The organism is Acinetobacter soli (assembly GCF_000760595.1).
Lineage (GTDB): Bacteria > Pseudomonadota > Gammaproteobacteria > Pseudomonadales > Moraxellaceae > Acinetobacter > Acinetobacter soli.
On sequence record NZ_BBNM01000013.1, the window covers coordinates 73,255 to 95,965 of the forward strand.

Genomic DNA, 22,711 nt, shown 5'->3' on the forward strand with positions numbered 1-22,711 from the left:
CCACAGAAGAATCCATCCATAAGGTATTGCATGCGCACTACAATGAATGAACTGTCTGAAAATCGGCTGTTGCCACTTGAGAGATTAACTGCGCTACAGGCATAGGTCTGCCCAGCAAATAACCTTGTAACTGATGACAGCCGAGTCGAATTAGAATGTCGGCCTGTAACTGAGTTTCAACGCCTTCTGCTGTCACATACAACCCGAGTTTTGTCGCCAGATGAATAATACTGTCCAAAATGACCTCTTCTTTGGAACCATTAGTCAAATGAATAATAAATCCACGGTCAATCTTTAATTCATCTACTGGCAAATCTTTTAAGTATAGAAAACTCGAATGGCCCGTGCCAAAGTCGTCAATCGCAATTCGGATTCCCAATGCACGAAGTTGCTCAAAGGTCGAAATACTCAAGTCGATATGCCGCATCGCGGTTGACTCGGTAATCTCGATCGTCAGGTGATTGGGCCGGATGCGGTATTTTTTGATCAAGTCTTCTAGTGTCTTGACCAGATGTTTATTTTCAAACTGAATGGCCGATAAATTGACTGCAATTGGATATAACGCTGTACCTTGTGTTTCCCATTCTTGAATTTGCTTACAGGCTTGCTCGAGTGCCCAGTAACCCATCGGAACAATCAAGCCAGTTTTTTCAGCACCATCGATAAACATATGCGGGCTAAGCAGTCCAAAACTAGGATGCTGCCATCGAATCAATGCTTCAACACCACAAATTTTAAGCGTGGTGTCATATTTGGGCTGATAGAACAACACAAATTGTTTTTCTTCAACAGCCTTATACAGGTCATTAATTAACTTGGATTGACTGCGTGTTTCATTTTGCTCACTCGAATAGTTAAAAATCGAGTAGGTATTCCGGCCTTGATCTTTGGCCATGACCATGGCGATATCGGCATTAATGAGCAAATCTTGCATGTTGTGACCATGTTCTGGATAAATCGCAATCCCAATACTGCCCGAGATATTAATTTCTTTACTGGTGATCTGGTAGGTTTCTTGCAAATGTTTGAGAACATCTTCTGCGATTTTTGCAACTTGGCGGGTTGTTTTATTTTCGATAATCAGTAGGAACTCATCACCTCCAATCCTGAGCAACTTCCCATTTTCATCGAGCTGCTCTTGAATGCGATTGGCCACCTGAATCAGTAATTGATCACCCACATGGTGGCCAAATGCATCATTGATCGACTTAAAGCGATCTAGATCCAGATATAAAAATGCAATTTTTTCATGTTGCTGGTGCGGGTCTGCAAATCGGTCTTTAACATAGTCCATCAAAAACAAACGATTGGGCAATTTAGTTAAATTATCATGTACAGCTAAATTGGCCAGTTCGCGGTTGAGTTTAAGCAATGCCTTATTACGCTCTTCAAGACGCAACTCCAACACGGCCACGCAATAACCCGCCACCAATACCAAACTGGTAATAAAAATAATCGTAAATAACAGCAAGTCATGACTGGTCTGATTCAGCGCAGTGCCGCTAGTCAAACCTTTATCGATAAACATCGTGGCAGTCATGCCGGTATAATGCAAACCGACAATCGCAAGTGCCAAGGTGGTTGCGGCAGCAAGTTGCAGGTACACTTTATTTTTTTGCGCGTTTTTATATTTAAAGATCAATAAAAAGGCAAGTCCTGATCCGCTAATCGCGATCAATACAGAAAACACCACCAATAACGGATCATAGTCGATGGTGTAATGTTCGAGTATCAGTCCCATCATGCCAGTATAATGCATACCGGAAATGCCTAAGCCCATAAGCACCGAACCAATCACCAGACGTGCAATCGGCAGGGTTTCACGAGTAATTAACCAGATTGCAAAGGTCGATGCCACAAAAGCAATCAGATAAGAAACCAGCGTTAAACTCGGATCAAAATAATATGGTTTGGGTAAATGGCAAGCCAGCATACCGACAAAATGCATGGCCCAGATCGCAAGACCAAGGACCAGACCAGAGCCCAGCATAATGATCTTTTCATAAGGTAAATAACGTTTTTTAAAAATTAATTGTTGCAAAGAGATTGCGACAAAGCAGATTATCACCGCCAGAACAATAGAACCGATGACAATGGTACTGTCGTAATCAACATGTTCCATAAAGGACTTCCATGATTATTTATTAAACTGCTTGCTGTTTTTAGAGTGTTAGGCAACAACAACGCATCATTATTATTGTTAATCCGACCCACACGATCACTTATGATTCTAACATTAAAGCGCTTCTTTACTATTCGTAAATCCACCTTTTTTTATTTTAAAAATCAATGAAATAAAACACGTTATTTAATTATTATTATGAATCAATTCACATTATCTAATTAAAAAGGTAAAAAAAATCCCGTCTCAAGACGGGATTTTTTTACCAAAAAGAAAAATTAGTTTTTCTCTTTGTCTACGATTTTGTTGGCTTGAATCCACGGCATCATTGCACGTAATTTCGCACCTGTTACTTCAATACCGTGTGCAGCATTTTGACGGCGACGTGCAGTCATAGAAGGATAGTTCAACGCACCTTCCTGAATGAACATTTTCGCGTATTCGCCAGATTGAATACGTTTAAGTGCATTACGCATCGCTTCGCGAGACTGTTCGTTGATCACTTCAACGCCAGTTACGTATTCGCCATACTCCGCATTGTTTGATACCGAGTAGTTCATGTCCGCAATACCGCCTTCGAACATCAAGTCTACAATTAACTTAAGTTCGTGCAAGCATTCGAAGTATGCCATTTCTGGTGAATAACCCGCTTCAACCAAAGTTTCGAAGCCCATTTTAACCAGTTCAACCGCACCACCGCAAAGTACAGCTTGCTCACCGAACAAGTCAGTTTCAGTTTCTTCACGGAATGAAGTTTCGATAATACCGGTACGGCCACCACCAACACCAGAGGCATAAGACAATGCAACGTTACGTGCATTACCTGAAGCATCTTGATGAATTGCGATCAAATCAGGCACACCTGAACCGCGCTGAAATTCAGAACGAACTGTATGGCCTGGTGCTTTTGGTGCAACCATGATCACGTCAAGATCTTTACGTGGAACAACTTGGTTGTAAAGAACAGAGAAACCGTGTGCAAATGCTAAAGTTGCACCTTCTTTGATGTTTGGCTCAATCACATCACGGTAAAGTTGTGACTGGAACTCGTCCGGAGTCAAAATCATCACCAAGTCAGCTTGTTTCACAGCTTCAGGCACTTCTGCAACTTTTAAGCCAGCATTTTCAGCTTTTTTCCAAGATGCTGAATTTGCACGCAGACCAACAGTCACGTCTACACCAGAATCTTTTAGGTTTAGCGCATGCGCGTGACCTTGTGAACCGTAACCAATAATTGCTACTTTTTTGCCTTGGATGATTGATAAGTCACAATCTTTATCGTAAAAAATTTGCATCTGTTTTCTCCGCTAAAATACGTTAATTTGGTTTAAATACTTAATACTTTTTCGCCACGCGCGATACCCGAGACACCTGAGCGAACCACTTCTAAAATGGTATTTTCAGCTAAGGCATCAATAAATCCATCGAGCTTATCTGTCGTCCCTGCGATCTGGATGGTATACGTGGTCGGTGTCACGTCGACAATTGCGGCGCGGAAGATATCCGCTGTACGCTTGATTTCCGCACGTGCTGAACCCAAGGCTTTAACCTTGATCAACATCAGCTCACGCTCAATATGTGCACCTTCTGAAAGATCAACCACTTTGACCACTTCAACCAGCTTATTTAGCTGCTTGGTGATCTGTTCGATTTTGTGATCATCACCATAGGTGGTCAGGGTTAAACGCGACAAGGTCGCATCTTCTGTTGGTGCAACATTCAAGGTTTCAATGTTGTAGCCACGTTGACTAAATAGCCCGACTAGACGTGAAAGCGCACCAGCTTCGTTCTCAACGAGTACCGAAATAATGTGTCTCATTAAATGCGCTCCCCTTTAGAAATCCACATATCACGCATCGACTGACCCGCAACCAACATTGGATAAACGTGTTCAGTACGATCAACCATGACATTGATAAACACACATTTATCATTGATGGCCATGGCCTCTGCAAGCTTAGACTCTAACTCATCGGCATGATCAATCTGAATACCAACATGACCATAGGCGTCCATCAGCTTGGCAAAGTCAGGTAAAGACTCGACATAAGAGCTTGAATGACGGCCTTCATAGTTCATATCCTGCCACTGTTTAACCATCCCGAGGGCACGGTTATTGAGGCACAGAATCTTCACGTTTAAGCCATATTGCTTACAGGTCGAAAGTTCCTGAATACACATCTGGATCGATGCTTCGCCTGTAATACACACCACGTGCTGATCAGGACAAGCCAGTTTGGCTGCCATCGCATACGGCAAGCCAACGCCCATGGTGCCAAGACCACCCGAGTTGATCCACTGACGCGGACGCTTGTACTTGTAATACAGTGCGCCAAACATCTGATGCTGCCCAACGTCTGAGGTGATAATCGCTTCACCATCAGTCGCTTTATAAAGCGCCTCGACCACCTGCTGTGGCTTCATTTCACCGTTTTGCGCGGCTTGATATTTCAATCCGTGAACTTTACGCCACTCATTGATTTGCTCCCACCACTCTGCCATCGCTTCTGGGTTTGGCTTCGACACATTCAGCTGCTTGAGCTGTGTCAGCATTTCCTGAAGAACTGGCTGTACCGCACCCACAATCGGGATATGCGCCATGATGGTTTTTGAGATGGCCGCCGGATCGATATCAATATGAATGACTTTGGCATTTAAACAGAACTTGGCCGGATTATTGGTCACACGGTCATCAAAACGTGCACCAATTGCCAAGATCACATCGGCATTATGCATGGCCATATTGGCTTCATAGGTACCGTGCATGCCAAGCATACCCAAGAATTGCGGATCATCACCCGGAAATGCACCCAAGCCCATCAAGGTATTGGTTACAGGGAAACCCAGCACACGTGCCAGTTCTCGGAGCGATTCAGATGCATTGCCTTGTACCACACCACCACCGGTGTAAATCACCGGACGCTTAGCGGTTAATAGCTCATCTACAGCTTTACGAATTTGACCCGAATGGCCGCGAGAAGGTGGCTGATACGAACGCAGCTTGACCTTTTCTGGGTATTCATAGGCAAATTTTTCAGCAGGATTAGTCACATCTTTTGGAATATCAACCACGACCGGACCAGGACGACCCGATGAAGCGATATAAAATGCTTTTTTAATAATTGCAGGAATTTCACTTGCATGACGGACTTGGAAACTGTGTTTGACGATTGGACGGGAAATTCCCACCATGTCTGTTTCCTGAAAGGCATCTTCACCAATAAGATGTGACGCAACCTGTCCCGATAGAATGACCATCGGAATAGAGTCCATATATGCAGTTGCAATTGGAGTTACGGTATTGGTTGCCCCTGGGCCAGACGTGACGAGTACAACACCAGTTTTTCCGGTTACACGCGAATAGGCATCAGCCATATGACCAGCTGCTTGCTCGTGGCGTACCAGATAGTGATTGATTTTGTCTTGTTGAAAGAGCGCATCATAAATATGTAAAACTGCGCCGCCTGGGTATCCAAAAACGTGCTCAACGCCCTCATCCGCGAGTGCGCGAACGAGCATTTCACCACCAGATAAAAGTTCCAACGTGATTCACCCTAGTCTTTATCACTATTTATGGGAGGCACAAATAGTGTTCATTCATTTACTGTCTGCATTGTTATAGCACACATAGTTCCAAGTTTTTGCTGCAATAGGAAAAATTTCTGAGCTCACAACCGTTTGAGTTGTTACAGCATCGTAGAAGAACTGTTGGGATAAACAGCACTTGGACAAAATCATTTTCTCGGCTAGAGAAAATGTCCATTGCAAACCATGTCATTTAGTCGAAGGGTGATCGAATAAATGCATATAAAACTAAAGCAAGCATTTTTTATGTTTCGACCTACAAAGTCAAGTTTTAAAGTACATTTTTTGGCATTAATTTAAACCTGAATAATTTTTAAACAGTTTTCGCAATCATCTCCTGCACAGGATTTATTTTCGCTCTCGATCAAATATGCTATTAATACTCGATATGATGCATGGTCGAGTGCGCTGAAATGCAAAAAATAAAACAAAATCACCTTTCAATCATGATGTCCCTAGTGCTACTTAGCAGCGTTGCTTTTACGACTAACACGCTTTACGCCCAAAGCTATTATAAGTGGATCGATGCTCAAGGTTCGACCCACTACACCAAAACGCCACCGCCCAAAGGTGCAAAAAAGCAAGGCAAAGTAGATACGTACAGCTCAACATCCAGCACCTCTGCTGCTACATCAAGCCCTACGACACCGCCAACACCTACTACAAATACAGCCACATCATCACTTGGGAGTAATTCAAGCCCTGCCAGTGCGCCAGCCACCGCACCTGCTATCTCTAGCGAATCATCAAAGCGCGACATCACTGATCGCAGCAACCCCAACATGAAAACACCGGCTCGCACAGCGTCAAGCAGCACTTTTTAAACGAGGCCTGTTCAATTATTTTCAGATCGCTTTGCAAGTTTTTACGCATCTGCCTGAAAATACCTGCCCACATGATTCACTTCTTTATGGGTTTTGCGCTATGCTGTGCAGCAATATTTTTTAACTTCATTTTGTTGTTGCCAATACATTTATGACTACCGCACACATTGACGCCGAATATCAAGCCAATGCGATCGAATCTCAGGTTCAAAACGACTGGGAAAACCGCAAAGCATTTAAAGTCGCAGACACTGTTGAAGGAAAACATCGTTATATCCTGTCGATGTTTCCATATCCAAGTGGCAAACTGCATATGGGTCACGTGCGTAACTACACCATTGGCGACGTGATCAGCCGTTTTTATCGCCTCAAAGGTGAAACGGTACTGCAACCTATGGGCTGGGATGCGTTTGGTCTTCCTGCCGAAAATGCAGCTATTGCACATCAAGTCGCACCGGCAAAATGGACGTTTGAAAATATTGCCTACATGCGCGACCAACTGAAAAAACTCGGTTTATCGATTGACTGGGATCGCGAATTTGCCACCTGTACACCAGAATACTATCACTGGGAACAGTGGCTCTTTGTGCAGTTGTATAAAAAAGGGCTGATTTATCGCAAGCTCTCTACCGTCAACTGGGATCCGGTGGATCAAACCGTTTTGGCCAATGAGCAGGTTGAAAATGGTCGCGGTTGGCGCTCGGGCGCTTTGGTTGAAAAGCGCGATATTCCGATGTATTACTTCCGCATCACCGATTATGCACAAGAACTGTTAGATGATTTAGATACGCTCAAAGATGGCTGGCCGCAACAGGTCTTGACCATGCAGCGTAACTGGATTGGTCGCTCAACGGGCATGGACATCACGTTCCCATCGGCTAACCCAGAAATTTATGCCGATGCTTTAACAGTTTATACCACACGTGCCGATACGCTGATGGGTGTGACCTATGTAGCGGTTGCCGCAGAGCATCCAATGGCGCTTAAAGCAGCCGAGAATAACCCTGAATTGGCGGCATTTATTGAAGAGTGCCGTATGGGCTCGGTTGCCGAAGCCGATTTAGCCACCGCTGAAAAGAAAGGCATGTCGACTGGTTTATCGGTTAAGCATCCGGTCACAGGTGAAACCCTTCCGGTTTGGATTGCCAACTATGTGTTGATGTCGTATGGCTCTGGTGCTGTGATGGCTGTGCCTGCTCACGACGAGCGTGATTTCGAGTTTGCCAATAAGTTCAATCTACCGATCAAGCAAGTGATTGATGCCAAAGGCGCAGATGATGCTGAGTATTCGGTAAACACGTGGCAAGAATGGTACGGCTCTAAAGATGGAATTCTGGTCAACTCTGGTGAGTTTGATGGATTGCAATTCCAAGCAGCATTTGATGCATTCCTTGCAAAATTAGAACCACAAGGTTTAGCAAATTCGAAAGTTCAGTTCCGTTTACGTGACTGGGGTGTATCACGCCAGCGCTACTGGGGCTGTCCAATTCCAATGATCAACTGCGATAGCTGTGGTCAGGTTCCGGTTCCAGAAGAGCAGTTACCTGTGGTATTACCGACCGACGTTGTTCCAGACGGATCGGGTAATCCACTCAATAAAATGCCTGAGTTTTACGAAACGACTTGCCCATCGTGTGGTGGTCATGCGCGCCGTGAAACCGATACTCTCGATACTTTTGTTGAGTCATCTTGGTATTATGCACGCTATGCCTCTCCTGACTTTACCGGCGGAATGGTCAAACCAGAAGCAGCGCAAAGCTGGTTACCGGTCAATCAATACATTGGTGGCGTAGAACACGCGATATTGCATTTGTTATATGCGCGCTTCTTCCACAAACTCATGCGTGATGAAGGCGTGGTTCAAGGCGATGAGCCGTTTACCAATCTACTGACTCAAGGCATGGTGCTGGCCGATACATTCTACCGCGAAAGCGAAAGTGGCAAAAAAACCTGGTTCAACCCTGCCGATATCTTGCTTGAACGCGATGAAAAAGGCCGTATTGTCTCTGCCAAATACAGTGGCGACGGACAAGAAGTGGTGATTGGCGGACAAGAAAAAATGTCTAAGTCCAAAAATAATGGCATTGATCCACAAGCGATTATTGATCAATACGGCGCAGATACTGCACGCGTGTTTATGATGTTTGCTGCCCCACCTGATCAATCACTCGAATGGTCAGATGCAGGCGTAGAAGGTTCTAACCGTTTCTTAAAGCGTGTTTGGCGCCTTGCGACTGGATTCTTGGAAAAAGGCTATGCGCAGGCACCAATTGCTGGCGAGCTATCTAAAGATGCACAAGACTTGCGCCGTAAAACGCATGAAACCATTCAAAAAGTGGGCGATGATATTGAGCGCCGTCATGCATTTAATACCGCCATTGCAGCCATGATGGAATTACTCAATGCCACCAGCAAATTTGAAGTTCAAACTGCTGACGATGCTGCTGTTGCGCGTGAAGCCATTGAAACCTTGCTAACCTTGCTGGCACCATTTGCACCGCACTTGAGTCAGACCTTACTGGCAGAATTCGGCATCGATTTAATTGCAGCACAATTCCCAACGGTGGATGAGTCTGCATTGACACGAAATACACAAACCATCGTTGTACAAGTCAATGGTAAACTTCGTGGTAAGTTGGAAGTGTCGGTCGAAATTTCTAAAGATGAGCTGTTGGCACAAGCCAAAGCGTTACCGGAAATTCAGCAATTTTTAACAGGTCCAACCAAAAAAGAAATTGTGGTGCCAAACAAACTGGTTAACCTAGTGGTTTAATTCTAACAAGCGTCAAGAGGAACAAGCATGCACTTAGTTCAACGTTTAGCAGCAGTTGTTTTAACTTTAGGTCTAAGTGCAGGCTTGGTCGGCTGTGGATTTCATTTGAAAGGAATGAATCCATCTGCCAGTCCGATGGCTTACACTAAAATTCAGTTGGCTTTACCAGCCAATACTGAGGAGCTAGAAAAGCAGTTGAGTGTTTATCTCACTGCGTCTGGCGCACAAATCAGTCAGGCCAATGATGCCTATGTGCTTCGTGTACTCGATTACACCCCGCGCAGACAGCTTCTGAACGGTAAACTCACTGAGGTGCTGCTGCGTTTGACTGTGACTTTCCAAATTGAAGATCGTCAAGGTCATGCGCTGACAGAACCAAGAACCATCACCGCAACACGTAACTATCAATACGATGTGGCAACGGTCAACACCGACAACCAGCAAGAGATTTATCTGAACCATATCATTGTCGATGATGTGGCACAGCAAATTGCTCGTCAGATTTCAAACAATCGTTTACCTCAGGTCACTGCTCAGCCTTAAGGCTGTGTGATTCATATGAAACTGGATTACTTACAAGCACTTAAGCGGGTCGACGAAGCCCGTGGTGCTTGGATTGTTCACGGTCAGGAGCCTTTGCTTGAGCAAAATCTACTTGATGCCTTTCGTAAGAGCTGGCAGGCGCAAGAGATCGAGCGGCAGCGTTATGACATTGGCAGCGTGAGTGACTGGAAAAACGTGTTTAATGGTTTAAATAGCCTATCGCTTTTTTCGCAGCAACTGGCAATTGAAGTGCATGGCAACATCAAGCCCGATGCCAACGGTATCAAGCAACTCAAAAGTTACTTGCAGCACAATGAGCATAATCTGCTACTGGTGGTATTGCCTAAACAGGATGCCTCAAGTCTAAAGTCGTCTTTTTTTCAAACGGTTGAAGCCAATGGCGTGATTGCGCATTTGAGCGCACAGTATCCACAAGATCGTCAGCGCATTCTGGCAAAAGAAGCAGAAAAAATTGGGATACAACTGGATCAGGATGCTTGGACATGGCTGATGCAGCACCACGAGCATAATCTGCTTGCGGCTAAAAACAGTCTCATGCGCGTAAGCGATACCTTCCCCGACCATCAACTGATTCGAATTGAACAGTTGTATGCCTGCCTGCAAGATCAATCACGTTATACCACCTACGATTTAAGTGATGCCATGTTACGTGGCAATCTGGCGCAGTCAGTCAAAATCTTTCAATATCTGATTGGTGCGGGAGAACCCCATAGTCTGATTTTGTGGACATTAAGCAAAGAAATGCGTCTGCTGATGCAACTCTTTGAGCAACCGCAAAATGCATTGCAATTGGGAATCTGGAAAACCAAAGTATCGGATTATCAGCAGGCACTGCGTCGCTTAAATCCGCAGTGTTTTTTAAACTGGCCTGCCTTATTGTTACGTATCGACAGTGCCATTAAAGGCATGTCGGATGAAAACCCCGAGCACTTGATTTTACAGGCGCTGGCCGAATTATGTGGTACTTCGCTGTTTGCCCAGCCAGCCTGATGAATGTATTTGATTGAACTAAATTAATAAAAATATTCACGTTTTATTCTCATTTCACTTCTATACTAGCGCCAGTCCTTCTTACTTTGCCTGTATCGCTATGCCTAAAATAAAACCATCTAGACTTGTGATTATTGCCATTGGTATTGTGCTGATTGCCCTTTTGGCTTGGTTCTTTTTGAAACCTAAGCAACAGCAACCGCAGTACATCACCGAAACAGCAAACTACGGTAATCTTGAAAATACGGTACTGGCAACCGGTACACTGGATGCCACCAAACTGATTAGTGTCGGTGCACAGGTATCTGGTCAGGTGAAGAAGATGTACGTTCAGTTGGGCGATGAAGTGAAACAAGGGCAACTGATTGCGCAAATCGATTCGACCACGCAGGAAAATAGTTTAAAAACCGCAGATGCCAATATTCGTAATTTAGAAGCTCAGCGTTTACAACAAGAAGCCAATCTGAATGAGGCACAGTTGGCGTATCGTCGTCAGCAGCAAATGTTTGCACAAGATGCCACGTCTAAAGCCGAACTTGAATCTGCCGAAGCCAGCTACAAAACGGCTCAAGCTCAGATTAAAGCGATTAATGCGCAGATTGAATCGGCTAAAGTGACGCGTTCGACGGCACAAACCAATATCGGTTATACCCGCATTGTGGCGCCGACCGATGGAACGGTAGTGGCCATTGTGACGGAAGAAGGTCAGACGGTAAACGCCAACCAGTCGGCTCCAACGATTGTGAAAATTGCAAAATTACAGAACATGACAATTAAAGCCCAAGTCAGCGAAGCCGATATCATGAAAGTGGAAAAAGGCCAGCAGGTGTATTTCACAACTTTAGGCGATGACAAAAAGCGCTATGCAACACTACGTCAGATTGAACCGGCACCAGACTCAATTTCTAGTGAATCCACTTCATCTAGTAACTCATCTAGTTCAAGCAGCAGCACCGCAATTTATTATAACGCCCTGTTTGATGTGCCCAATGAAGATGGCAAATTACGTATTGATATGACAGCTCAGGTCTATATTGTTTTAGATTCGGTCAATCATGCCTTACTGGTCCCGTCTTCTGCCTTGTCGACACGCTCAGCAAATGGTCAGGGTCAATCGAATCGTAATAAAAATGCTGCTGCATCTTCGGCGACAGCCAGCCATAAAAAAGACAAAACTGATGCACCTAAACTCGAACGCCTGAACTTAACCGCAGAGCAAAAGCAGGCAGTCGAAGCAGGAAAAGCCACGCTCAGTGTGGTGCGTGTATTAAATGCAGATGGCACGGCGCAGCCAAAACAAGTATTGATTGGTATTAACAACCGAGTCAGTGCACAGGTCTTGGCAGGGCTTAAAGCAGGTGATCAGGTGGTGATTGCTGACAGTGCAGATACCTCAGCTGCTAACGCCAATAGTGGTAATCGTCGTCGTGGACCAATGGGATTCTAAGCATGACCAAACAAGCTTTGCTTGAAGTCAGCAATCTGGTACGAGAGTTCCCTGCTGGCGATAGCACCATACAAATTTTAAAAAATATTGATCTGACGATTTACGAAGGCGAACTGGTGGCAATTGTCGGCCAGTCCGGTTCGGGTAAATCGACCCTCATGAATATTTTAGGCTGTTTGGATCGACCGACCAGCGGCAGCTATAAAGTGAGCGGGCAAGAAACCGGAAAACTTGAACCCGATGATCTGGCCAAGCTCCGCCGTGAATATTTCGGATTTATCTTTCAGCGTTATCATTTGCTCGGAGATTTATCTGCAGAAGGCAATGTGGAAGTTCCAGCAGTTTATGCAGGCGTTAATCCAGCCGAACGTAAACAGCGTGCAACAGCACTGTTGACCGAATTGGGACTGGGCAGTAAAACTCAGAATCGCCCAAGTCAACTGTCGGGTGGTCAACAACAACGTGTCTCGATTGCCCGTGCGCTGATGAACGGCGGCGATGTAATTTTAGCCGATGAGCCTACCGGTGCTCTCGATTCGCATAGCGGTGTCGAGGTGATGCGGATTTTGCGTGAACTCAATGCGGCAGGTCATACCGTGATTATTGTAACGCACGATATGCAAGTGGCCAAAAATGCCACCCGAATTATTGAGATCAGTGATGGCGAGATTATTGCTGACCGCGCCAATACTCCTGAGTCCGCCGCTACACAAAAAGCTCAACCAGATCCTGATGCTGCACCCGCCCTTGCGCACAAGCAGAGTAAAAGTCAAAGTGTGTCATCTTGGCGATCATTTTTAGATCGCTTGTCTGAAGCGTTTCAGATGGCGCTGATTTCGATGAATGCACACCGCATGCGCACCTTTCTGACCATGCTCGGGATTATTATCGGTATTGCATCTGTGGTCACTGTGGTGGCGCTTGGAAACGGCTCACAGAAACAGATTCTGGAAAATATCAGCAGTCTGGGTACCAATACCATTACAGTCTTTCAAGGTCGTGGCTTTGGTGACAACTCCAAAACCGCCAACTTTAAAACGCTGGTTCCAACAGATGCCGATGCCTTGGCAACTCAACCTTATGTTACAGCAGTCTCGCCGATGGTGAGTAGCTCCAAAACCATTCGTTATCAAGAGAATGAAGCCACCGCCACCATCAATGGTGTAGGAAATGACTTTTTTGGCGTGCGTGGCTTAACGTTTAAAGATGGGCAAAGCTTCGATGCTGTCAGCGTGCGGGATCGCTCGCAAGATGTGGTGATTGATACCAATACCCAAAAGCAGTTTTTTGCAGATGGAACCAACCCGATTGGGCAAGTGATTTTACTGGGTAGCGTACCGGCTCGAATTATCGGCATTATCGAGCCGCAGAGCAGCGCAATGGGTTCAGATGATAGCCTGAACGTCTATATGCCCTATACCACTGTGATGAGCCGTATGCTGGGTCAGTCGAATGTGCGTAGCATTATCGTTCGTATTAATGATCAGTATTCCACCAGTGCTGCTGAAAATGCCATTGTGAACTTGCTTACCTTGCGACACGGTCAACAAGATATTTTCACCATGAACAGTGACAGTATCCGTCAGACCATTGAAAAAACCACCAGCACCATGACGCTTTTGGTGTCTGCCATTGCCGTCATTTCACTGGTTGTTGGGGGAATTGGGGTTATGAATATCATGCTGGTTTCTGTGACGGAACGAACTCAAGAAATTGGGGTACGCATGGCGGTTGGTGCGCGTCAAAGCGATATTTTGCAGCAATTTTTAATTGAAGCCATTCTGGTGTGTTTAATCGGTGGTGTGCTTGGCGTATTACTGTCCTTGGGATTAGGTCAACTTATCAACAAAGTTGCCGCCGGGAATTTTGCAGTGGCGTATTCAACCACTTCGATTGTTGCGGCTTTTATTTGCTCAACCCTGATTGGTGTGGTCTTTGGTTTCTTACCCGCCAGAAATGCTGCTCAGCTCGATCCTGTTGCGGCCTTGTCTAGAGAATAAGAGGAGCTCTCATGCCATCATCTAAACTTACTACGCTGTGTGCCATGCTCGTTGCCTCCTCGACGTTGGTCGGTTGTACTGCAATGGTGAAAACACCCTATCATGCACCCGCTGTACAAACACCTTCGAGCTTTCAATACGACAAGACCCAAGCCACATCAAATTATGCCAATTATGCCGACCGCTGGTGGACATTATTTGGCGATACACAGCTCAATCAACTGGTCGATCAGGTGATTGCCAAAAATACTGATTTGGCTGTTGCAGGTATTACACTTCGGCAGGCTCGATTAAAAGCTGGCTTGGCTGCAGATCAGCAAGGCCCACGCGTTAATTCAAGTGTTTCGACCAGTCAGAATATTGACGTAAACTCGGGTGATAGAAGTTCAAATGGCCTCTCGCTCAATGCCGGGGTAAGTTATGAGCTGGATTTATTTGGTAAATTGGCGCGTCAGACCGAAGCAGCCAAATGGGAAGCATTGGCCACAGCGCAAGATTTACAGGCGACTGCACAAACCCTGATTGGCACCACTACGAAGCTCTACTGGCAACTGGCTTACTTAAATGAAAGCTTAAGTACCGCACAACAAAGCTTGGCCACCTCTGAAAAACTATATAGCTTGGTGAATACCCAATACCAAGCAGGTGCTGTTTCCGGGCTGGATTTAACACAAGCCGAACAATCGGTCCAAAGTCAAAAAGCCAACTTAAGCCAGATCCAGCAAAGCTTGGTAGAAACCCGCACAGCGTTGGCTGTACTGTTACACATTCCTGTGCAGCAGTTAAATATCCAAGAACCACAGCGCTTGCCTCAGGTCAATTTACCGCAAATTCAAGCTGGATTGCCGGCCAGCATTTTGTCACGACGTCCAGATTTACGTGCAGCTGAGTTGAGATTACGCGAAACCTTGGCAACCAAAGATGCTACCACGGCCAGTTATTATCCATCGATCAGTCTAACGGGAAGTTTAGGTTCAAGCAGCACATCACTCACAGAGCTGATTAAAAACCCAGTGTTGGCGCTTGGTGCGAATTTGAGTTTGCCTTTTTTACAATATAATGACATGAAGAAGAATATTGCCATTAGTCAACTCGATTATGAAAAAGCCATTATTCAGTATCGTCAGACCTTGTATCAGGCTTTTGCCGATGTTGAAAATGCACTTTCTGCCCGTACCGAGTTGAATCAGCAAGTTCAATTTCAGCAACGAAATCTCGAACTGGCAGAGAAAGCAGAACGCCTGACCGATGTGCGTTATCGTAATGGCGCGATTGCGCTCAAAAATGTATTAGATCAGCAGCAAACAACGCGAACTGCGCGCTTAAGTTTGGTCAATACCAAACAAAGCCAATACAATGCCTATGTCACGCTCATGCAGGCATTGGGTGGCTCTCCAATTCAATAATAGATCTATAAAAAAAGCCACTACGGTGGCTTACTTTTCTTGATCAAAATAATTTTCTGGATAATGATCTTTTCCTTTGAGATTTTTTCGATATTTCATAACACTCATCAGAACACGATCATCAGTTAAAAATTATTATAAAATTCCTGCTTTTTAGGAGTCCCAGAACCTGGTCTTTCTAATATTTTTTCTGATAATGATAAAAAATCCCATGTGAATTGTGATAATCGAAGTGAGTTTAAGAACATATATTTCAACTCTTTTAGCTACATGCTAAATATGAGTTTAATATAAAAATAGTTAAAATCTTTTAAACTATTTATGGCAATACTTCAAATTATAATCACTTAACATAAAATCTCTGTTCAAGCACCTACACCTAACTTAAAATTTATACAATATGTGTAACATTATGACTTATAAAAAATGATGAAACAAAATCTTGTAATTTTTTTATTTTCAACTCTTGCTTTAAATGCCTGTGCAAAATCGACAGAATCATCCACCAAAGCAGCTCAGCCTTCAGTCGAATTACAACAAAAAATTCAAAAACTCGTTGAGAAAACAAAAAAGAATATGATTTTTGTTGAGGGCGGAAGCTTTATGATGGGTGATTTTGGTCACGTCACACGTAAAGATAAATTACCCATCACTGGCCTTTATGCAGCCATGCCTTTACATAAAGTCACGCTCGATAGTTTTAGTTTAAATGCGTATAAAACTACATTTGATGACTTTGATATTTATACTGAGGCGACTATGCAGCCAAAAATCAGTACTCAAAAAGTATCAAAATTTTTCCGTCAAGAAAATTCTCCGGCAGGTGTGAGTTGGCAACAAGCACACGATTATTGCCAATGGTTAGGCCAACAAGTGGGGATACCAATGACACTGCCGACTGAAGCGCAATGGGAATATGCTGCCAGAAACCGTGGGCAATATGTTATCTATCCAACGGATAATGGTGAATATGAACCAGGACGAAATGTATGGAGTGATGAACAACGACAAAAAGTTAAAAAAACTGTTGGTGTGGATATGCCTATTCCTATTTTAGGAAGATTCCCACCTACTCCTTTAGGCTTTTATGATATGGCAACCGATGGGAATGAATGGATGTCGGATTGGTTTGATCCCCAGTATTATAAGCATTCACCAGAGAAAAACCCTCAAGGCCCAGCAACAGGGACACTCAAATCGGTTCGAAGTACATATCAAGTAGGTGCAGCAAAGAGCTTACAAATTGGAGGCAGTGTGACTACAATTTATCGTAGTGGTGAAAATCCTGAACCCAAAGTTGATGAATCAGATAAAGATTATCTGAATCCAAATGACATGACAGCGGTCAGATGCGCATCGAACTCATCAAAATCGTTTATCTCAAATAAAAGAAGTTAAATGATATTTTATAAGCGATTAAATTTGTTCATTGATAAATACAGCTAACTCTAATCACTTAACACAAAGTTTCTTTTCAAGAATTCATATCTCACTTAAAATTTATACAACATTCGTAACGTTATGACTTATAAAAAGATGATGAAACAAAATCTTGTAATTTTTTTATTTTCAACTCTTGCTTTAAGTGCCTGTGCAAAATCGACAGAAACATCCACTAAAGCAGCTCAGCCTTCAGCCGAATTACAACAAAAAATTCAAAAGCTCGTTGAGAAAACAAAAAAGAATATGATTTTTGTTGAGGGCGGAAGCTTTATGATGGGTGATTTTGGTCACGTCACACGTAAAGATAAATTACCCATCACTGGCCTTTATGCAGCCATGCCTTTACATAAAGTCACTCTCGATAGTTTTAGTTTAAATGCGTATAAGACAACCTTTGATGACTTTGATATTTATACTGAAGCGACTGGGCAGAAAAAAATTGCAATGGAAGAAATTTCCAAAAAGTTACGCGTACCAAATGCACCCGCAGGTGTAAGCTGGCAACAAGCACACGATTATTGCCAATGGCTAGGCCAACAAGTGGGGATACCAATGACACTGCCGACCGAAGCGCAATGGGAATATGCTGCCAGAAACCGTGGACAATATGTCATCTATCCAACGGATAATGGTGAATATGAACCAGGACGAAATGTATGGAGTGATGAACAAAGACGTGAATTTAGTAAATCTATACCTAATCTTCATGGAGTAAAAGTTCCAAAACTTGGTCAGTTTCCTCCGACCCCTCTAGGCTTTTACGACTTAGCAACCGATAGCTATGAATGGATGTCGGATTGGTTTGATCCTCAATATTATAAGCACTCACCAGAGAAAAATCCTCAAGGCCCAGCAACAGGAACACTCAAATCGGTTCGAAGTACATATCAAGTGGGTGCAGCAAAGAGCTTACAAATTGGAGGTAGTGTAACCACCATTTATCGAAGTGGTGATAACCCTGAGCCAACAATTGATGAGTCAGATAAAGAATATTTCAATCCTAATTTTTCTACAGCTGTTCGTTGTGCCTCTAACTTACCAAAACCGTTTATTCAAACTAATTAGGCATTAAATAGACATGGATAGAATTAAACCATCCATGTCTGCTCCTGTGTTATTTCGTATTTATCTGAATCGATTTGATCGATCGGTGCAGGTGCTTGGGCCAAAAATATATCAGATTGTATCAGCCCTTGAGCAAGCTGTAATTTTCTAAACTCTTGACTATCAAAATTAGCAATCATATAGTCTTTGGGGTAGGCTAATATGCGCTCTCCGCGCATTTTAATATATTCATCAATGTATTTATTGCCTGAACGATAATCTTTGGGAAAATTATGATCTTGGTTAATCAAAATTTTGATTTTTTTTAGATCAGCTAAAGCTAACACACCAAATCCTTTACGTCCCAAATTTAAAAAGTCTAATAACTCACTTTCATTTGCTGCAATACTTTGAGTTGATATTTCACCATCAGGATGCATATGTTGAAGTGTGTTGGTCCAATGGCTTACAACTGTCACGCTTTTAAATAAATTCAATACAGCTTCTTTATGTTCAGGAAAATCATACTCCTTATCTGTGCCCAATATTCGCCAGCCTTCAGATTCAGATGGATCATTCATTCGAGTAAGCAATCCATGCCGCGTAATGTGATATAAAAAGCATCCTCTGCTTTCAGGACTTAAATATTTTAACCATTGACCTTTAGCATTGATTTTACGGCATATCGCAATACGCTGCTCTGCTTTTTGCATTTTGTAGATTAATTTAGAAAATTCAAGGTCTATAGATCTAATATTTTTAATAAATGAATTATCTTTTTCAAATGGCAGTAACATACTTACTTTATGTAATAGTATAAAATCATCATGCAACATATAAACTAGTTTTTTAAAAGATACATAGGTCAGTTGATAAGCAACAAATTTGATTAGTTGATCTATCTTATTTAAATCAACCGTAAATTCCAATGCTCCTTTTCCACCCACACCATAACAAGCTGCTATACTCGCTTTAAATCTGAAAGCACCATTATCGTAATACAAACTAAAATCTGCACTTCCACCTACACCTGCACTCAAACCTAGAGTAGGAGAAATTTTTGCCAAGTCAGAAAAGTCTTTTGGCTTTTCAGGATCTAGCCACTGTAATCCACCAAAAGGAGTGATATTCGCTTGCATTCCTGCAAAAGCATTAATTCCTGCATTAAACTTATTATCCTCATTAACTTGATCGTCCATACCACCTTTTTTAATATCTAATATGGCTCGCTTAGATGAATTTAGACTATTGGCTAAAGTTGCCTTAGGATCACGTTTTATACTGCTAAGCATCTGCTTACCAGAATTATTATCAATTGTGACAGCAAAAGCTGAAGATGCTGCGAACACTGCTCCAGAAAAACCATAAATTTCTGCGCCACAAATAAAACGAATTGCACCTAAAGGAACATTGTCAATTTGCATCACCCAGCCTTGTAAACTAGGATAAGCCCACAACCATTTTTTCTTTCCTTCAAGAAGTACCATTTTTGCCTGTGCATAAGCTGAGCCGCTCGCTTGAAGCCCTTTCGCTCCCCATTTCAAGGTGCCATCATAGCCTGTACTTGCAATCAATCTTAACCATTGTGCTTGAACATCCACTGTTGAAGAACCACTAGTTTTATAACTCTCAACTAACTCTGTTGCTGTAATTCCAAAAATTTTAGGATCTGGAACAAGCGTAATCGATTTTTCACCTTTGATTTTATAAACTTCTGCATGAATACCCTCAACCGTTTTTGTAAAGTTTTCTTTAAACTTTTCACGATCAATCGTCATTGATGTATTGTCTTTATGCCCTGTTTTAGCTGTTTGGGTAGAAGCATTCCAAGGAACCTCATAATTCAGGCGATATTCAAATTTGTTTAATCTATTATTTTTGTTTTTTATATGTTGACTTTCATTGGTGTATTTACGCATCGCGTTCATTTTTTGTCGACCATCAGAGGTGGTAAACATTTCAAATGCAATCACTTCACGAATATCAGCCTGATTTTTAAATTTCTGATTTAGAGTTTTTATTGCCTCATCTTGAGCGATCCCTAGATTTTTTTCAGCCTCTCGGATTTGTTCAGGTGTTTTTGCTTCAAGTGCCATTAATGTGTTTACTTTCTCACGTCGCTCATGCAACGTCTTCATAGCATTCGTTAAGCTACCCGAGACATCTAAAAAATCTTTAAAATCTTGAGGGCTTAATACGTAAATTTCTTTGGTAACAGGATCTACAATGATTGGAATATTTTGCTTACCAGCCAATAAAGTTGTATTTTTAATATCTGGCATAGTCACTGCTGGTGCAGTTTTGACATACTGAATCTTTAAAACTTCCTGATGTGAAAAAAAAGGGGGGATTAAATCGGTAGTAACTTTAACACTACCTAAATCACCATTGTAAAATCTAAACTTTACTGCTTCATTTGAGTAATACAATTGTGTTAAACCAGCTTTTTCAGTCTTTAAACCCTTTAATTCTTTATTATTTTCTTTAATAATATTACCACTAGCATCTAACACATCATAATTTAAACGTGTTTTAAAAATACGTTTTAAGTGATCTCTCAGGTCAATTATGATATATGGTCTTAATCTTAATATTGTAACTTTAATCTTTTTTTCTGGAACTAAGATATTTGCGTTCTTTTGATTTTTATTCTTAAAAATCTCATCTAAATTGATTTTTTTATTCTGTAAATCATTAATACTATCCAACACATTATTATTGATCAAAATATCTGAAGCTTTATGATTAAATAGTTCTGGAAAAATATAACCACCTTTTCCATTATTATGCTTTGGATTGAAAACTTTTACTTGTATAGAAGTTAAACCCATAACTTCAAATACAGCTGTTTCTCCAACTGACGATGTACTACCTTTAGATAAAATTTTACCTTGAGCTGTAATAACATATGCAGTATTGGCCAATGGTTTACTTCCATTTTCACCAAGTAATAATTTTAATTTGTATTGTGCTTTATTCGTCATAGAACTGCCTAAAATTAGTTGAGTTGACTAATGTGATATCCATCATGATCTTCATCATCAATTAAGATATTTACTTTTTGAGGTCCAGAAGTTTTGACGCTCTCAGTTTCCCCCAACCCATTCGTTTTCCCTTTTTTTACACTTCCATCCGCAAGATACATTACATAATGCTTATCTTTTAAAGGTTTACCTTGCGTATCAGTCACGCGATAAGTTAAATAACAAGGCGAATCATTAAAACTCATTTCAGGAACAGTAACTTTCTCCCCACCCTCAAATATATGCTGCCCCGCCTTCACCTCAAACTTTCCACCAGTTGTCGAAAAAACACCCGAATCATTCAGTTTAAGCTGCGAACCATTGACGGTTAAATTTATTTCTTTCGGGCTGGTGATATACACTGCCTCCTCCGTAGAAATAATCTGAATATCCTTACGTGCAATCAGATCAGCCCCATCGCCCTGTGCCTGTAACTCGATCTTGCCCTTGCCGGTATACAGGCGAGCGCCTTGCTGTGCTGCAAATAAACTGATCTTGTCACTGGCGTGTGCAATCAGACTTTTTTGCGTGCTTATGTTCAGGCTGTCTCCTGCATGCTGGCTCAGTTGTCCGTCTGCACTCAGGTGGATGTCTTGATTACTGCTCATGGCAATGCTGCTAGGCGCACTTAAGATCATCAGTGCTTGCTTAAATGCGGCAGCCTTGTTCTGGTCTTGTTGTTCAATTTGTTCTAAGAACTGTTTGATGTTGTCCAGTACTTCAAGCGGGTCAGTCTGCTGATTCTTGGCCACTTCACTTAAGGCTTTGGCATTGTTCAGGCTGCTTTCAAGCTGCTGGCTGGCCTCTTTCGCATCTAGATGCTGGCCCTGTGCCTGCTCTTGTTTGTGGGTGCTGAGGTGTAGCCCTTCACCTGCCCGTACGGCTCCCCACTGGTCGGTACGTAGTTCGAAACCTTCACCTCGGCCTTCACTTTCCAGTTGTTCTTTGGGGTGGCTCAGATTGCCCAGATTAAGCTGGGTCGCGCCATGGCTGCTGTGGAGCTGGCTGCTGATCTGTCCTGTGGTGTCATCAAAGCGGAGCTGGTTGTAGCCACTGCCTTGAATTTCTTCGGAGCGGATGCCACTCAGGTGTCGGGTATGCGGTAACTGTCCTTTAATGTCGAATTTGGTCGGACTTCGCTGCGCTTCGTGGATGCGTCCAAGTACAAAGGGCCGGTCGATATCGCCATCAAAGTAGTCGATCACCACGATCTCGCCGATACGGGGTAAAAAGCGGGCGCCATAGCCTTCACCTGCCCATGGGGTCAGTACATCGACCCATGCTGAATCAGTGTCGTTGTCGTTACTGCCTGCGCCACCATCATGGCTGTGGTCTTCGCTGCGGGTAAACAGGAACCGGACTTTGATGCGTCCCCATTCGTCCACATGTACCTGTTCGCCTTCTGGCCCCACCACTTTGGCGCGTTGCGGATGTGCCGGTGGACGATGTTGCTGCGGGTGGTACTCGGGTACGATTTTGATGTTGCGGCG

15 protein-coding genes are annotated in these 22,711 nt (G+C 43.1%); 8 read left to right on the forward strand and 7 right to left on the reverse strand.

The window, feature by feature from the left end; all coding sequences use genetic code 11:
• Positions 1 to 37: 37 nt before the first annotated feature.
• The 5 genes from Aso01_RS13810 to Aso01_RS16065 form a co-directional block, all read right to left on the reverse strand.
• On the reverse strand, positions 38 to 2,122 hold the full coding sequence (locus Aso01_RS13810) for a bifunctional diguanylate cyclase/phosphodiesterase (RefSeq protein ID WP_004940572.1): 2,085 nt from the start codon (positions 2,120 to 2,122) through the stop codon (positions 38 to 40).
• Between the two features lie 278 nt (positions 2,123 to 2,400).
• Entirely contained in the window at positions 2,401 to 3,417 is a 1,017-nt protein-coding gene (gene ilvC / locus Aso01_RS13815) for a ketol-acid reductoisomerase (protein ID WP_004940573.1), read from the reverse strand.
• A 32-nt stretch (positions 3,418 to 3,449) separates the two neighbouring features.
• Entirely contained in the window at positions 3,450 to 3,941 is a 492-nt protein-coding gene (ilvN, locus tag Aso01_RS13820; protein WP_004940575.1) for an acetolactate synthase small subunit, read from the reverse strand.
• On the reverse strand, positions 3,941 to 5,665 hold the full coding sequence (locus Aso01_RS13825; protein WP_004940576.1) for an acetolactate synthase 3 large subunit: 1,725 nt from the start codon (positions 5,663 to 5,665) through the stop codon (positions 3,941 to 3,943). Before Aso01_RS13825 ends, ilvN begins: the two co-directional genes overlap by 1 nt.
• Positions 5,666 to 6,251: 586 nt before the next feature.
• Positions 6,252 to 6,491 carry a hypothetical protein gene (locus Aso01_RS16065; protein ID WP_004940579.1) on the reverse strand — a complete coding sequence of 80 codons (240 nt, stop codon included), beginning with the start codon at positions 6,489 to 6,491 and terminating at the stop codon, positions 6,252 to 6,254.
• A gap of 191 nt (positions 6,492 to 6,682) precedes the next feature.
• Between Aso01_RS16065 and leuS the strand changes: the two genes are divergently transcribed.
• From leuS to Aso01_RS13870, 8 genes are all read left to right on the forward strand, one after another.
• Positions 6,683 to 9,304: a leucine--tRNA ligase gene (gene leuS, locus Aso01_RS13835; protein ID WP_004940583.1), complete on the forward strand. Its 2,622-nt coding sequence runs from the start codon at positions 6,683 to 6,685 to the stop codon at positions 9,302 to 9,304.
• 27 nt (positions 9,305 to 9,331) lie between these two features.
• Entirely contained in the window at positions 9,332 to 9,847 is a 516-nt protein-coding gene (locus Aso01_RS13840; RefSeq protein WP_004940589.1) for an LPS-assembly lipoprotein LptE, read from the forward strand.
• A gap of 15 nt (positions 9,848 to 9,862) precedes the next feature.
• Positions 9,863 to 10,858, forward strand: coding sequence for a DNA polymerase III subunit delta (gene holA / locus Aso01_RS13845; protein ID WP_004940590.1), 996 nt, complete (start codon positions 9,863 to 9,865; stop codon positions 10,856 to 10,858).
• 100 nt (positions 10,859 to 10,958) lie between these two features.
• A complete protein-coding gene (locus tag Aso01_RS13850) occupies positions 10,959 to 12,305 on the forward strand; it encodes a MacA family efflux pump subunit (RefSeq protein ID WP_004940592.1) in 1,347 nt (448 codons plus the stop codon).
• 2 nt (positions 12,306 to 12,307) lie between these two features.
• Positions 12,308 to 14,305, forward strand: a complete 1,998-nt coding sequence (locus Aso01_RS13855) for a MacB family efflux pump subunit (RefSeq protein ID WP_004940593.1) — start codon at positions 12,308 to 12,310, stop codon at positions 14,303 to 14,305.
• 44 nt (positions 14,306 to 14,349) lie between these two features.
• Positions 14,350 to 15,711 carry an efflux transporter outer membrane subunit gene (locus Aso01_RS13860; protein ID WP_370736358.1) on the forward strand — a complete coding sequence of 454 codons (1,362 nt, stop codon included), beginning with the start codon at positions 14,350 to 14,352 and terminating at the stop codon, positions 15,709 to 15,711.
• Positions 15,712 to 16,137: 426 nt separating this feature from the next.
• On the forward strand, positions 16,138 to 17,109 hold the full coding sequence (locus tag Aso01_RS13865; RefSeq protein ID WP_004940595.1) for a formylglycine-generating enzyme family protein: 972 nt from the start codon (positions 16,138 to 16,140) through the stop codon (positions 17,107 to 17,109).
• Positions 17,110 to 17,232: 123 nt separating this feature from the next.
• On the forward strand, positions 17,233 to 18,219 hold the full coding sequence (locus tag Aso01_RS13870; protein ID WP_004940596.1) for a formylglycine-generating enzyme family protein: 987 nt from the start codon (positions 17,233 to 17,235) through the stop codon (positions 18,217 to 18,219).
• 23 nt (positions 18,220 to 18,242) lie between these two features.
• On the opposite strand, the gene Aso01_RS13875 is transcribed toward Aso01_RS13870, so the two are convergent.
• Both Aso01_RS13875 and Aso01_RS13880 read right to left on the reverse strand, forming a co-directional pair.
• Positions 18,243 to 21,182 carry a hypothetical protein gene (locus Aso01_RS13875; RefSeq protein WP_004940599.1) on the reverse strand — a complete coding sequence of 980 codons (2,940 nt, stop codon included), beginning with the start codon at positions 21,180 to 21,182 and terminating at the stop codon, positions 18,243 to 18,245.
• 14 nt (positions 21,183 to 21,196) lie between these two features.
• Positions 21,197 to 22,711, reverse strand: a 1,515-nt coding sequence (locus Aso01_RS13880; RefSeq protein WP_042065537.1) for a DUF2345 domain-containing protein, incomplete at its 5' end; no start/stop codon positions are given.